Origin of the sequence: Cellvibrio sp. PSBB006, from assembly GCF_002162135.1 — a bacterium.
Classification (GTDB): domain Bacteria; phylum Pseudomonadota; class Gammaproteobacteria; order Pseudomonadales; family Cellvibrionaceae; genus Cellvibrio.
In genome coordinates this window covers 2914450-2928508 of the sequence record NZ_CP021382.1, presented here as the reverse complement: position 1 = coordinate 2928508, position 14059 = coordinate 2914450, and the positions used below count along the sequence as shown (strand labels likewise).

14 protein-coding genes are annotated in these 14059 nt (G+C 56.2%); 6 read left to right on the top strand and 8 right to left on the bottom strand.

Annotated elements, in window-relative coordinates:
* Positions 1-136: 136 nt before the first annotated feature.
* Positions 137-3712 (top strand): discoidin domain-containing protein, encoded by a 3576-nt coding sequence (locus CBR65_RS12230; RefSeq protein ID WP_087467104.1) that lies wholly within the window; start codon positions 137-139, stop codon positions 3710-3712.
* Between the two features lie 56 nt (positions 3713-3768).
* On the opposite strand, the gene CBR65_RS12225 is transcribed toward CBR65_RS12230, so the two are convergent.
* The 5 genes from CBR65_RS12225 to CBR65_RS12205 form a co-directional block, all read right to left on the bottom strand.
* Entirely contained in the window at positions 3769-4146 is a 378-nt protein-coding gene (locus tag CBR65_RS12225; RefSeq protein WP_087467103.1) for a hypothetical protein, read from the bottom strand.
* Between the two features lie 127 nt (positions 4147-4273).
* Positions 4274-5683 carry an RICIN domain-containing protein gene (locus CBR65_RS12220; RefSeq protein WP_087467102.1) on the bottom strand — a complete coding sequence of 470 codons (1410 nt, stop codon included), beginning with the start codon at positions 5681-5683 and terminating at the stop codon, positions 4274-4276.
* A gap of 426 nt (positions 5684-6109) precedes the next feature.
* Positions 6110-6475 (bottom strand): hypothetical protein, encoded by a 366-nt coding sequence (locus tag CBR65_RS12215; RefSeq protein WP_087467101.1) that lies wholly within the window; start codon positions 6473-6475, stop codon positions 6110-6112.
* Positions 6468-7565 (bottom strand): hypothetical protein, encoded by a 1098-nt coding sequence (locus CBR65_RS12210; protein ID WP_198300730.1) that lies wholly within the window; start codon positions 7563-7565, stop codon positions 6468-6470. Before CBR65_RS12210 ends, CBR65_RS12215 begins: the two co-directional genes overlap by 8 nt.
* Positions 7555-8469: an SDR family oxidoreductase gene (locus tag CBR65_RS12205; RefSeq protein ID WP_087467100.1), complete on the bottom strand. Its 915-nt coding sequence runs from the start codon at positions 8467-8469 to the stop codon at positions 7555-7557. Before CBR65_RS12205 ends, CBR65_RS12210 begins: the two co-directional genes overlap by 11 nt.
* A gap of 118 nt (positions 8470-8587) precedes the next feature.
* Between CBR65_RS12205 and CBR65_RS12200 the strand changes: the two genes are divergently transcribed.
* The gene (locus tag CBR65_RS12200) at positions 8588-9241 is read left to right on the top strand and encodes a TetR/AcrR family transcriptional regulator (protein ID WP_087467099.1); all 654 of its coding nucleotides are present in this window, start codon (positions 8588-8590) and stop codon (positions 9239-9241) included.
* An 89-nt stretch (positions 9242-9330) separates the two neighbouring features.
* Here CBR65_RS12200 and CBR65_RS12195 read toward each other — a convergent pair whose 3' ends face one another.
* Positions 9331-9972 carry a PQQ-binding-like beta-propeller repeat protein gene (locus CBR65_RS12195; protein WP_087467098.1) on the bottom strand — a complete coding sequence of 214 codons (642 nt, stop codon included), beginning with the start codon at positions 9970-9972 and terminating at the stop codon, positions 9331-9333.
* 36 nt (positions 9973-10008) lie between these two features.
* Complete coding sequence (locus CBR65_RS12190) at positions 10009-11034, bottom strand: hypothetical protein (RefSeq protein ID WP_198300729.1); 1026 nt, start codon at positions 11032-11034, stop codon at positions 10009-10011.
* A 76-nt stretch (positions 11035-11110) separates the two neighbouring features.
* On the opposite strand from CBR65_RS12190, the gene CBR65_RS22310 reads away from it, so the two are divergent.
* From CBR65_RS22310 to CBR65_RS12180, 3 genes are read left to right on the top strand one after another with little or no spacing between them, the layout of a single operon-like run.
* On the top strand, positions 11111-11278 hold the full coding sequence (locus CBR65_RS22310) for a hypothetical protein (protein WP_198300728.1): 168 nt from the start codon (positions 11111-11113) through the stop codon (positions 11276-11278).
* Positions 11279-11332: 54 nt separating this feature from the next.
* Positions 11333-12094 carry a thioredoxin family protein gene (locus tag CBR65_RS12185; RefSeq protein ID WP_087467096.1) on the top strand — a complete coding sequence of 254 codons (762 nt, stop codon included), beginning with the start codon at positions 11333-11335 and terminating at the stop codon, positions 12092-12094.
* Positions 12091-12927 carry a DUF2182 domain-containing protein gene (locus CBR65_RS12180; RefSeq protein ID WP_198300727.1) on the top strand — a complete coding sequence of 279 codons (837 nt, stop codon included), beginning with the start codon at positions 12091-12093 and terminating at the stop codon, positions 12925-12927. Before CBR65_RS12185 ends, CBR65_RS12180 begins: the two co-directional genes overlap by 4 nt.
* On the opposite strand, the gene CBR65_RS12175 is transcribed toward CBR65_RS12180, so the two are convergent.
* A complete protein-coding gene (locus CBR65_RS12175; RefSeq protein WP_087467095.1) occupies positions 12917-13501 on the bottom strand; it encodes a TetR/AcrR family transcriptional regulator in 585 nt (194 codons plus the stop codon). The two genes, CBR65_RS12180 and CBR65_RS12175, sit on opposite strands and share 11 nt — an antisense overlap.
* Before the next feature lie 160 nt (positions 13502-13661).
* On the opposite strand from CBR65_RS12175, the gene CBR65_RS12170 reads away from it, so the two are divergent.
* Entirely contained in the window at positions 13662-14057 is a 396-nt protein-coding gene (locus CBR65_RS12170) for a RidA family protein (RefSeq protein ID WP_087467094.1), read from the top strand.
* The last annotated feature ends 2 nt before the right edge of the window (positions 14058-14059 follow it).

Sequence of the window (14059 nt, the reverse complement as noted above, 5' to 3'; positions counted from 1 at the left end):
ATAACAATAATTTTTGCTTCGCTGTACCAAGACCTGTGAAAAGGCCCTGACCATTCCGCAACGGCTTGCCGATTTTTTTGCGCTGTTTAACGCGCGAGGGTTTCGCTCGCCTTAAAAAAAATAATGTGGAGACACTATGAATAACCAACAAACCAAAAACCTGCTGCTGGTTGCCCTGGGCCTGTGCTCCAGTGCCGCTCTGGCAACGGAGTACAACGATCCCTGGTGGATCAACCCGAATGTCAATTCCAGCTTTGTGGATCACTTCAACGGCTCATCCATTGACCGCAGTAAATGGCTGGTGGAAAAAAATATCTTCGTTAACGGCGAAGACATCGACTATCAGGACGTGGAGTATCCCGCCGCGGATTGGACTTTCCGCGTAGGGCAAGACGATGCCGACGCGCTCGACGGCAAGGTATTAAATTTGAAAGCCCGTTATATGGACGGCGAAATCCAGGATTACTACGGCGGTGTAGCGGGGCAGGGCAAACCGATCTTTATCCGCGCGGGTCGTATCGAATCGCAGATCACCGACGACTCGACCTTCGTGTTCGGTAAATTCGAAGCGCGCATCAAGATGCCACCGGCACGCAACGCTGAATTCCCGGCCTGGTGGCTGCTGGGCAATTTCCCCGACGTGGGCTGGACCGCCTGCCAGGAGCTGGACATCGTCGAGTTCACCGGCAACAACGTGAACACCATTCCCCAGACTCACTGGTCCGCGCCTTACGCCATCTACGGCGGTAACCCGAATCCGGTGACCTACAGCCAGTTCGGCATCAACCCGAGCAACCAGTACGTGACCTACGGGGTGATCAAGACGCCAGAGTACGTTGAGTACTACGTGAACGGCGTGAAGACCTACACCTGGTCCCGCGAAAATATGGGCGAGGAGCAACCCTTCCCCTATGTCACGCCCATGCGCATGATCCTTAACCACGCGATTACCCACGTCGAATGGCCGGATGTGGGCAACTACAACGCCTTTTCCACCAACCCGAACGTGGCAAATAAAACTGGCTATACGCGGGTAGTGAATGGCGTGACCGAATATGAATACCTCGACACCGCTGCCATGGACCAGAACATCGGCCGCGCCGGGACTGACTTCCTGGTGGATTACGTGGCCCACTGGCCGCTGCCGCCTACGGATGCCAGTTATCCCTACATCGACGAGAGCAAGTACAGCTTCTTCCGTGATAGCAACAACACCGACGGCTTCTACCCCTTGAAAGGTTGGCTCGCGCCCGTGGCGGTGACCGGCGATGACTACGACAAGCCCGGCACGCCGACTGACTTCCGCGATAACGCGCCGGACAATGCCGCCGACGGTTATGTGGGTTCCAAGTGGGCTACACCGAAGGACGATAACCTCCACTGGGTGGAGATCGACTACGGTAGCGACAGGAACATCAAGTACTTCTGGATCGAGTGGGCCTGGAACCTGCCCAAGTCTTACGACATCTATGGCAAGACCTCGTCCGGTGCCTGGGAGCACATCCTGACCTCGGATCAGGACGCCACTGGCTGGGCGACCCACACCTTTGATGTGAACAAGACCTACCGTTACATCAAACTGGTGACCAAAGGCCGCATCGACAAATCCGATTCCATCTGGCTGCTGGAATTCAAAGCCTTTGAAGACGTGGCCAACGTGTACCCGAAACCCGCCGGCACCGCGCAGGTGGATCGCACAGTGAACATGCTCTCCAACGGCAACTTCACTGCCGGTCTGGAAGGCTGGGGCACCGAGTCGTTTGACGGTGCAACACCCAGCTACAGCGTTGTGGGTGGCGAAGCGCGCATCACCACGGGTAATCAGGGCGCCAACAGTGGCTCGATCCAGATGCACACCTCCAGCTTCGGCTTGAAGCGCAACTACCGCTACCAGATTTCTTTCCGCGCCCGCGCCTCGGCCGCGCGCGATATCCAGCTGCGTCTGGCGGAAAACACGCTCAATCCTTCGGGCGCCGGCACTTACCTGACGCAAACTATTGCACTGGGTACCGGCATGAATACCTACACCTACAACGTCGATTTCACTGCCGCCGATAACCCCGGCCGCCTGGCCTTTTTGATGGGTGGTATGGGCACGGCAACGGTGTATATCGACGATGTGGTGATTCGCGAAATTACCTATATCGGCAGCGGTGATCCGCTGGTACCGGCCATTGCGTCCACCAACTTTGTCAGCGCCAGCGGCGGTTGGGAAACTGAGTGGTGGGGCGCAGCACAACGCGCGGTAGACGGCGCGACTGGCAACAAGGCAAGCAGCCGCGAAGGTTTTGAAGGGCAGGACCAGTCGGTCAATATCCGCATCGATCCGCACTATGAAATCAAGGAAGTGCTGGTCGCGGGTGATAACTCCGCACCGCGCAGCCTGGATCAGTTCCGCGTGACCTACGGCAGCAACACCCTGATGAACTGGACCCCCAGCACCACCGACGGCGTCTTCGAAAGCTTCACCAACTTTGCCAGCCAGCCGCCGGTGAGCCAGCGTGACTTTACGCTGCACTTCCGTCCGCCGGCCGGGCAACTGGTTGAGGTGTCCGACGTGCAGTTTATGGCCATCGACCATATGCCGTACCGCATCTACACCATCGCGCTGGATGGGGGTGGCTCCATCAGCCCTGCGGGCACAGTGCGCTACAACCGCAACGGCACCGACTCGGCAACCTACACCTTCACGCCGCCCGCCGGTCGCGCTGTGGCCAATGTGATCGTGGATGGTGTGTCACAAGGTCCGCTGAATAGCTATACCTTCAACGGGATCTCCGCAAGCCACACGCTCGCCGTCGCCTTTACCGGCAGTGGCCAGCCCAGCTCGTCATCCAGCAGCAGTGTGCCCAGTTCCAGCAGTTCATCGGTGTCGAGCAGTTCGTCCAGCAGCGGCAGTGTGGTGCTGGTGTCCAATGGTCGCCCGACTTTCTCCAGTACGGCGCTGACACCGGCCAGCAATGCGGTGGATGGCGATGCCGGTACCCGTTGGGAGTCAGCGCATGGCGTTGATCCTTCGTGGATGACGGTTGACCTGGGTTCTGCACGCAACCTGGCGCGGGTGGAGATTGATTGGGAAGCGGCCAACGCAGCGGTTTACGACATCCAGGGCTCCAACGACAACAGCAACTGGACCACCCTGAAAACCGTCACCGGCGGCACCTTCGGGGCGCGCACGGATACCGAAACTGTTAGTGGCAGCTACCGCTATGTGCGTATCAACGGCACCCAACGCAGCGCGGGCAACAGCTGGGGCTATTCGATCTGGGAATTGCGTGTATTCGCCAACAGCGGCAGCGCATCGTCCAGCAGTGCCAGCAGCGTCGCTGTGTTAACGCCCGCCGCCGCGACCGCCAGTACCAACTTCCAGCCTGCTGCCCTGGCCATCGACAACAACGGCGGCACCCGTTGGGAATCCGACCACGGCGTCAGCCCCAGCTGGTTGCGGGTTGACCTGGGCACCGCGCGCAACCTGAGCAAGGTTGAGATCGATTGGGAAGCGGCCAATGCGGCTAATTACACCGTAGAAGGTTCCAACAATGGCACCAGCTGGACCAACCTCGCCACCCACACCGGCGGCACCTTTGGTGCTCGCACGGACAGTAAAAACCTGTCCGGTAGTTACCGTTATGTGCGCATCAATGCAACGCAGCGCAGTGCGGGGAATACCTGGGGTTATTCGATCTTTGAGGTGCGAGTGTTTGGGAATTAATTAAAGAAATCACGTCCTCGTTTGCTTGGGCAACACTGGAAAGTGCTTGCCCTTTTTTATTTCAACAACGCCATAATCTGCTTGCTGTAAATCGACATCACCAGGCCCGCGATACACACACCAATACCCACCAGCTCAACCACATTCGTCTCCTTGGCTTTCAAGATAAATACCTGAATCACCACGCCAACAATGAGCGCAAAAATGTGCGCATAAATCACCATCGCCGGGTAACTGAAAAATGTATCGCCGCGCCCGTAATAAATCGCAAAACCCGTCGTCGCAATAAAAATTAACGGCAACGACATACCCGCAATTTTCAATGCGTCCACCAGTGACACCAGTCCATCCTGATATTGTTCGTGAATGCCGAGTAAATTGGGGACTTGAACGCAAAGTGTGGCGAGGGCTAACCAGAGGAAGCAGGCGAGCATGGCGGATCTCCTTAATCAAAACCGGTGTGATTAAAGAGACCCGAAAAAAGTATTAGTTCGGTTGTATCAATGGTGCTGTTGGAGCTGATTTTATGGAAGGCCAGATTGCTCTGGCCTCATGCAAACATTAGTAGCGCGGCCAACCGCTGGAATCCCAATTCAGGGTGCTCATCAACAACTTGGGTGCTCCATTGTCAGACGCATCATAAGCGTGTCGAGCAATAACATCGGTGTTGCCGATATCCTGCCCACCCGGGCCAACCCATTGGCTGTTACCGGCATCCAGCACCGTGCCGCCGCCATTCATCAGATTCACACCATTCTTGTCGACATAGGGGCCTGCCACATTCGTAGAACGTCCGTATACGATTCTGTAGGTGCTGTTAACACCATCGCAGCACACGCCGATGGATGTGAACAGGTAGTAATAGCCCTGGCGATAAATAATGGTCGGCGCTTCAATGCCGCCGCTGCGACTGGCGATGGAATGAATCATGCCGGTTGGCTTCATGGTATTGGGGTTCAGGCGTACCAGTTTGATACCGCTGTTCCAGGAACCGAAGGTCAGCCACGGATTACCGTTTTTATCGATGACCAGGTCGGGGTCGATCGCATTGTAGTTATCGGAATTGGTCGTGCGGATAACCAACCCATCGTCACGCCAGCTGCCCGCACCAACGCTGGATGCAGAAGCCAGACCGATGGCCGAGACTTTTGAGCCGAACGTGGAAATAGAGTAGTACAGCCAGACCCGGCCATTAAAAGACTTGAGGTCCGGAGCCCAGACGTCTATGCCTGCCTGGTTCGGTACGTAGGTCTTCCACCAGCTAAGGCCGTTGGGGAACACGGCGGGCAGGGGATTCCAATAGAGGCCGTCGGTGGAGTATTTGCCATAGATGCCCGGACCTGTTTGCATCAGAAACCAGGTTCCGTTTTCGTAAATGATGGTTGGGTCATGGGTACCCAGATTGCCCGAAATCGGCCAATGGTTGACGGCGCCATTGGTGGTGGAGGTGTCTGTGGGCACATTGCTGCTCTTGATGGGTGTTAACAGGAAGCGTTGCGCGTCTCCGCCCCAGTAGCTCCACTGTGCAATGTTGGCACCGTCAGCCGTACTGAAGTTGTACAGGTCGAGCGCTTTACCACTGAATTTGTTGATGAAGCTGACCACACCATTGCCGTGCTCGGTAATGCTCCACAGCTGTGAGTCGCCACCCCAGTAGTCGTACTGCACGATGTTGGCGCCATCGGCGGAATTCCATTCGAACACCTCCATGGCTTTGCCGCTCAGGCGATTGGTAATGGAGTAGTACCCGCTACCACGGCTCGTGACGATCCAGTGTTGATGCTGGCCACCATTGTCAGACCACTGAAGCACGTTGGCGGCGTTTGCCGTCGATGCACCCGTAACTTCAACGGGTTTTCCGCTGACCTGGGAGGTAATGAGATAGGTACCATTGCTCACTGCTGCTTGTACATGACTGAAACAGAGCGCGCCAATGATGAGTAAATAACACTTGAGTGTTTTCGAAAACATATTACAGACCTCTGAAGGATTTTATTGTTATGTCTCTGTAGTAACGGATCAGGAGAGAAAGTAAGAGAAAGAACGGATAGCTCAGTACGTCACGAATTTCATCTTATTATCTTTTCCATCGTGATAAGCCGTTCCCTAAGCAGTTCAGTCCATCCGCAAGAGTGTAGTGATTTGCCCTTAATTTGTCTTATATATTTTTGCAATATAAGCGGGTTTAAGTGGTAAATAGCCGGATATCGGATGATTTACGGAAATTATGTAATATTATATTTTTCAAAAAAGAGGGAAATGCACGAACGAGGGCTGCGGATTCACCGCCTAAAAACACCACCCCACGCGTAGGTCGCGTTAGCCGCACAGCGGCGTAACCCGACAGACGTAACCTACATAGTGACCGCGATATAGTGACGGCGATCAGATTCCCGATTACGATCCGCGCGTCATAAAAGCAGCCAGCATAAGCGCACAAAAGATGCCGGCATTAAGCTTTGGTTGCCAGTATTCGATAAACAGAAATGTAATGGCGAGCCATCCAAATGCGGCGGCAATGGACAGCAGCAACACAGGTACTTCGCTGAGTAGATTCATCGCACGCCACGCCAAATAAAGCCCCAGTAAACCAAACGCCACCTTCCCCAAGGAAAAGGCAGAGTTAAGCCCATAGTAAAGCGTGGTTTCCAGGCCGGGTGCACGCGTGCCGCGCACATATTGGGAAACCACATCGATGATGAAATGCAACACGCCAGTGAGTGCGAGCCAGCCATAGGCCGCGTAAATGAAATATTTATGCATGGTGAGTTCTCATGTTGGTCTGATTGGGCGATGCAATAAAACGGCTGGGAGTCATTCCTGCCAATCGTTCAAAATCGTTAACCTGTGTCTCTGAGAGGATTGATTGCCACTGTGTCCGCCACCGCTTGAAAGCACCACCGTCGCCGTCAAAGGTCAACGCCAGAAACGCCAAAGCGAGATCTGCGGTAGCAATTTTGACTTTAGGATTGAGTGAAAAACCGCCGGTGAAGGGACGGTCCGTAAACATGCTGTGAGAGCCGCCCCTGAACACAGCGAGCAACTTATGTGGATTGGTGATGGCCTCGAAGATGGCCAGCCGATCTTCGGCACCTGAGCGATAGCCCGGAATCTGGATCACGTCGTCAGTGGCCGTGATGTGAATGGTCGGTACCGCGACGTTTTTCAGTATCGCTGCCAAATCGGACTCGCCATAGAACGGCGGCGCGGAGATAACGACCGCAGCAGCAAAACGTGAGTCCAGGCAGTCAACGGTCTGGCCGTTTCTTACGACTTGCGCGCCAACAGTAAGCAGCGTGGTATTGGCTCCATAGGAATGACCTGCCGCGACCAGACGTTGATGGTTTATTGCAGCAGCCTGATAACCGGACGCATCTGACAGGATTTTATCCAGTGCAAAGCGCATATCAGCGGCACGTGCGATAGCTTCTTGTTCCTGCGCGGCAGCCTGCAATCGATTGACTACACCGAACGGATTGCCCCGCCATAGCGCTCTGTCACTGCCAATATGTTGGATATGCAAACTTGCCACACCACGGGCGGACCAATATTTACCGAGATAGCTGTAGCCTTCCCGCGAACCGCCGATTCCATGCGAAAACACTACTAAGGGTACCGATTTTTCAGCCACGGCAGTGGCTGGCCAATACAGGCGCGTAGGTACCGGCCGCGAACGTGTCCGATCAACCCAATCGAAATCCGTGATCAGATACGGCGGTGCCGAGTGTAGAGCGCTCGCCGCCGCAGGCGGCATAGCCAATGCCGCTAATCCAGCCAGTAACATGCCATTCACGTGGCGTCGGCTTACCAACATTTCTCCAGTGTGTACCGGAACAGGATGCTTAGCGCTCATAACTCACCCCGGTAAGCTCTTCGGACAACCGCCATAGTTTTGCCGCATTAGCTGTTTCCAGTGCTTGTGGCGGAATCCTGGCCAGGGTGGGATAACCTCGGGTTTCGCTGAGTTTGTCGGGTCCGTAATAGTGGCCGCCTTGCGCCTGGGGTGAAGTGGCGGCGAAGAGCGTGGGTAATGCACCCTGGTCCGCCGGTTGAAACAGAAACCATAAATAACGACGCGCCATGGCGGCGGCGCTACGCGCACCGGCACCATTGGGTAGTAAATCAGTCCGCGAAATGCCCGGGTGAGCCGCCATACTCTGGATACCCCAACTGGCGGCATTACTGAGGCGTTGCAGTTCAAAGGCAAACATCAGGCACGCCAATTTCGATTGGCCGTAAGCAACCATGGGCTGGTAGTGGTGCTCTGACTGCAAGTCGTCGAAATGAATAGCACCACTGCGAGCGGCGACGCTTGAAAGGGTGACAACGCGCGGGTTGTTGCCTTGGCGCAGCAGCGGCAAAAGTAGCCCGGTCAATGCAAAGTGGCCCAGGTAGTTGGTACCAAACTGCAGTTCAAATCCATCGCTCGTCACGCGACGTTTCGGTGGCGCCATTACGGCCGCGTTGTTAACCAATAGATCGAGGCCGTCGCGGGAATCCCGCAACCTATGGCAAAAGGCTTTTATAGAGCTGAGTGCTGCCAGGTCCAGAACTTCAAAGGTGACACGAGCGAAAGGAACCTGCTGGCGAATCTGGTCGACCGCTGCCGCACCTTTGGATGAATCTCTACCGGCGATGATGACGTCTGCACCGACTTTCGCCAGCGCCAGCGCATTCTGGAATCCAAGGCCGCCAGTGCCAGTCACGACTGCTGTACGGCCGTATTGCGGGGGTATATCCGAAACTGTCCAATGCATGGTTGTTGCCTACGATAAGGAGAGAGGGGTAACCTAGGTGCACAAAAAATAGCACTAAGTGCATATATTGTTGCACTGAGTGCATAATTGCAACAGATTATCTGTAGGTTTATCTGAAATGTCGGGAACCCTATCCCCTTCGGGCGCTGCGCCCGCAGAAGGCTTGCGGGAACGCAAGCGTCGTGAAACCCGCCAGCGCATCGCCGAAACCGGATGGCGTTTATTTCTCGCGAACGGTTACGAGAGCACAACGTTGGACGTTATTGCTGCGGAGGCCGGCATCTCTCGTCGTGCCTTTTTCTCGTATTTCAAATCGAAGGACGACATCATCCTGTTCTGGCAAGACGCCAGCTGGGCAGGTCTGTATGCCGATATTTTGAAGGTGTCACCGGATATTCTGCCGCTTGATGCGGTGTGCAACGTGATGGTGGAACATATCGCGCGCTACCCCATTGAGCAGATGACCGCTATCGACAATCTGATGCGATCCAGCGAGTCATTATTAGCAAGAAAGAACACCTATTACATGGAACAGGAACAGGCGCTCTTCAATACGTTATGTGAGGTTTGGCGGCAGCCGGAACGTCGCACGGCGCTGCGGATGGTCGCTATTGTGGCCATTGGTGCAGCTAGGTTAACGACCCAGACATGGCACAACCAGAGCGGCCAGCGAAAGCCGATGGCCAAAGTTCTCCTGGATGCTTTCGAGAGCCTGAAATCCGAGCTTGGTGGGGTGCCACAATATCAGGGCAGAGCATTTTCAACGGAGTGATGTTCGATAAGTGCATAGCAAGCTCGGGGCCGGAACACTCAGTCTGGCAAGATTTAACCGACAAACGAGTGCTCACACAGCACAGATGATTATTTTGCGGTCGCGCCTGGCCGACGCACGGAACGCACCTTGCCACTGCCTCCGCCGCCGCAAAAGAATCGCTCGCCCCCGTCAGATTCAAGCCCTGAAACGTTGATCCCCGTCGGCAGGTCCAGCCGTTTGAGAACTTCACCGGTGTGCGGATCTACTTGCCTCAGTTCGCTCTCATCCCCTTCCCAGGTGGCATGCCACAGTTCGCCGTCCACCCAGGTCACACCGGTGACAAAGCGGTTGGATTCAATGGAGCTGAGAATCTTACCGGTCGCCGGGTCAACCTGATGGATCTTGCGGTTGCGGTGCTGGCCTACCCAGAGCGCACCCTCGGCCCAGGCGAGGCCGGACGCGCCGCCGTCGGGTGTGGGAATTGTCGACAGTACATCGCCGGTATCCGGGTCGATTTTCTGGATACGATCTTCGGCAATCTGAAAAAGATGTTGCCCATCAAACGCGGTTCCCGCATGGGCCGCCACATCAATGGAACGCAGGATCTTTCCGCTCTCCGGGTCCAGCGCGTTCAATTTGTCTCCCGATGCAAACCAGGTCTGGTGTCCGTCATAGCTAACACCGGCAACTTCATCGATACCGGGAAAGGGCCCGTACTCGCAAATAACCTCAGCCGTTGTTCGTTTCATGGTGATGTCCTCATTGTTGAATAACAGGCAGTCAGTCTAGTGACTCGGCAATGGACCGGGGAGTAACAAGGTTGTCGTGAATGCTGGCATGGGCGAGGTTACCCAGCGGCACGCTTGCCCACGGCCGAAGGATTGCACCTTACCGGTTGCTGCCAGGGCATCGAGTGCGCGCTGGACGGTGCGCTGGCTGGTGGCCAATACCAGCGCAAGGGCGGAGCTGGACCAGGCTTCACCATCGGCAAGGAGAGCGAGGACGGCGCCGTGTTTTTCTTCGATGGGCCGCGCCAACACCACAAGGTCCTGCGCGCGGTGGGGCACCAGCATAAACCCGTGCGGCGTTGCGTTGATATCGGCAATGGGGCGCAGTGCGGCGCGGAGCCTGCCGATTTCCACACGCAAACGAGCGCGATGCGATTCGTCGGCCAGCTTTAAGCGAAAGGCGCGGGCGATCAATTGATCTCTCGGTATATCGTGCGGCCAGGCTTCACCTAACGCGCGGGCGAGGGTGAATAAAATCGGACGCTTTGCGAGGGATACCACCAGACCTTCACTGCGTATTTCATAGCGGCACGCATCGACAACCAGCGCCTTCGAGGCCAGCAAGATTTCAACCTCCTCCAGCAACAGCAAGCGTTCATTATCGCGGCCAACTAGCCGTGCGGCGGGCGTTTGTAACACGTCAGCTACCTTTTCCACTTCCGCCATCAACGAGGGAATGCCTGCCTGTTGCGCCGCCTCGGCGGCCCGGTGGAGTGCCGAGCGCGCTGCCCGGGTGTGGAGGCGACGTAGCGCAATCCCGGCGAGGGTTAACTCATGTAGCGCGCGAAAGGCAGGCGGGAAGTGTGTGGCGTCGAGCTCATCGAGCGCTTGCTCCGCCTCGTCAATACGCCCGAACAGGAGCAGAAGCCGTACGTCGAGATGGCGGGCATAGGCGGCATTGGTCCGGTCAGCGTGGGCTTCGAGCACCTGCCGCGCGGCATTCAGCCGTTCGCGCGACCAGGCCAGGTCGCGCGTTACCAGTGCGATCTCCGCTTCGGCAACCACACACCGCGCGCGGGCCACAGGTTGTTTTGAACCGAAGGCTCGGGCCGCGTTGCGCAACAGCAGCTTCGCCCGCTCCAGGTCGCCGAGCTGTGCCATGGCAATGCCGCGCAATGCCATGGCCGGAGGATCGTCACGCAGTGCCACCCGGTTGAGTGCGCCTAAAGGATCGCCCTTGGCCAAGGCGAGCGCCGCACCGGTAATCAATGAGTCCATCGCAATCCCGCCAAACTTGTTACTCCTGGGGTTTTTTATCCGCCGTTAATCTAGGTCACTCCACAAATCATCACAACCACAAATCAACAGTAAGGTGACCGCAATGACAACACACGTAATTGGAACACGCGAAGAATGGCTGGCAGCTCGTCTGGAGTTGCTGGATGCAGAGAAAGCCCTGACCCGTCGCAGCGACGAACTGGCGCAGCAACGGCAGGCACTGCCCTGGGTGCGGGTCGATAAGGATTATCGTTTTGATACGGACGACGGAAAAGCGTCCCTCGCTGAGCTTTTTCAGGGGCGCTCGCAGCTGCTTGTCTATCACTTTATGTTTGGCCCGGATTACACCGCCGGCTGTCCATCGTGTTCAGCAGTGGCAGACGGCTTCAATGGTTTTACCGTCCATCTGGCCAATCATGACGTTACCCTGATGGCGGTATCCCGTGCACCGCTGGCTACATTGCAGGCTTATAAACAACGCATGGGCTGGTCATTTCCCTGGGCATCCTCATTTGGCGGCGACTTCAACTTCGACTTTAATGTGGGGTTCACCGAGCAGCAACAACGCGAAGGCCGGATCGATTACAACTACGAGCGCAACGGCCACGCGATGGACATCATGCCGGCGCCGGAACCGGTGCACCAGCTCGCCGCGACCTGTGGGACGGATGCGCCGACCTACTCCCGCGACCGGCCGGGCATGAGCGCGTTTGTGCTGGAGGACGGTGTTGTTTATCACACCTATTCCACCTATGCGCGCGGTGTGGACGGTATCTGGGGCATGTATCCCTGGCTCGACCGGGCGCCGAAAGGGCGCAACGAGACCGGCATCTGGTGGCGCCGTCACGACGAGTACAACCAATGAGCCAGGTAGATATGGCTGGCACGGCGAGAAAGGAATTCTCGCCATCAAGAGTGCACGACCACCGCTTTTTCATCATCGCAGCCTTGGTATTTGTCGCCAGCGCGGCGGTGACGGTTATCTGGTGTGCAAGCATGTCGGCCATGGAAGGCATGTCGATGCCCGGCGGTTGGACAATGTCGATGACCTGGATGCGGATGCCGGGGCAAAGCTGGTTCGCCGCCGCTACGGCATTCCTCGGTATGTGGGTGGTCATGATGGTGGCGATGATGTTGCCGCCGCTGATGCCAATGTTGCGGCGTTACCGGCAGGCCGTCGGCGGCATCGATAACGCACATCTTGATCGACTGACTGCACGGGTAGCCGTTGGGTATTTTGCGGTGTGGACGCTGCTCGGTATCGTCATTTTTCCCTTGGGGGTGCTGCTAGCGTCGCTCGCGATGCACCTCCCTGAACTGGCCAGCAAGGTGCCGACGCTTGCCGGTGCTGTGGTCGCAATTGCTGGAGCGATGCAGTTTTCTCCGTGGAAAATTCACCACCTGAACTGCTGCCGTCACTCGCTTGACCGGGGTTCCAGTCTTCGGCCTGACAGCGACACTGCCTGGCGGCACGGTCTGCACCTGGGGCTGCGCTGTTGTTACTGCTGCGCAGGTCACACAGCAGTTCTGTTGATGGTCGGTGTTATGAGTCTCAGTGCCATGATCGTCGTGGCCGCCGCCATTAGCGCTGAGCGGCTCGCGCCGGCGGGTGAGCGCATCGCCAGAGTTATTGGAGCCATTGCTATAGGAGCGGGGGTATTTATGATGCTGCGATCCATGAACCTGATCACCGGCTGATGCGCAACCCATCCACCATCCACTTAAAGGCTTCAATCGCTTTATCGACAACACGTTCGGGGTCATCGCTGGCCGCGATCCACAGAGCTGCATTCAAGGCCGCACCGTTGAGCAACCGTGCTGCCGCTTCGGCGTTTACGGGCTTGATGGTGCCTTCCTCAATCAGTTTATCGATGGTGCGGATGGTCATCTGGAGGCAGTTATTCTGACTTGGCCATTGCGAGGGATCGCCCAGCACCGCCGGGCCGTCCAGCAGCACAATGCGCTGGACCTCCGGATTCAACGCCATCTCGATATACGCCACACCCTCAGCCACCAGACCGTCCCACAAACTGGCAGTTTCGCCCGCCAAGGCATGGGCACGGGAAGCCATCTCGGTATCGATTTGATCAACCACCGCCATCAGCAATCCTTTTTTATCCCCAAAGGTGTGATAGAGCGCTCCCCGCGTCAGCCCCACCGAGGCGGTGATGTCATCCATCGACGCGGCGGTGTAGCCCTTTTCCGCAAAAGCTTTACGTGCAGCTTGGATGAGCTTGCGGCGAGTCTCCTCAACCTTCTCGGACCGTTTCATAAAAAGTTCTCAACAAAATGCAATTTTTTGATTTACATACGGCTCGTATGTGTTTACTATTTTTACATACGCCGCGTATGTTAGTCCGGCCGGCTCAACATCTCAACTATTGCGTATCCATACGACTGGTAAGCCAGTCTCACTTCAGAGGAATTCAGTTATGAATCAACGCCAGGCAATTTTCCCTGCTGAGCGCCATGCGCTCTATGAACAGCACAAATATTCCGCCGCAATACAATCCGGTGATCTGCTTTTTGTTTCCGGTCAGGTTGGAAGCCGGGTGGATGGGACACCGGAGCCGGATTACGAACGTCAGGTGCAATTGGCTTTCGATAATCTTGCCAATGTTTTACAAGCCGCAGGCTGCACATTTCAGGATGTGGTGGATGTCACCAGCTTCCATACAAATCCCGAAACGCAATTTGAAACCTTTATGGCCGTGAGGGAAAAAAATATCGGCGCAGCACCCTATCCGAGTTGGACCGCCATTGGTGTCAATTGGTTAGCGGGGTTTGATGTCGAGCTCAAAGTGATTGCACGAGTGCCGCAAGCGTAGGG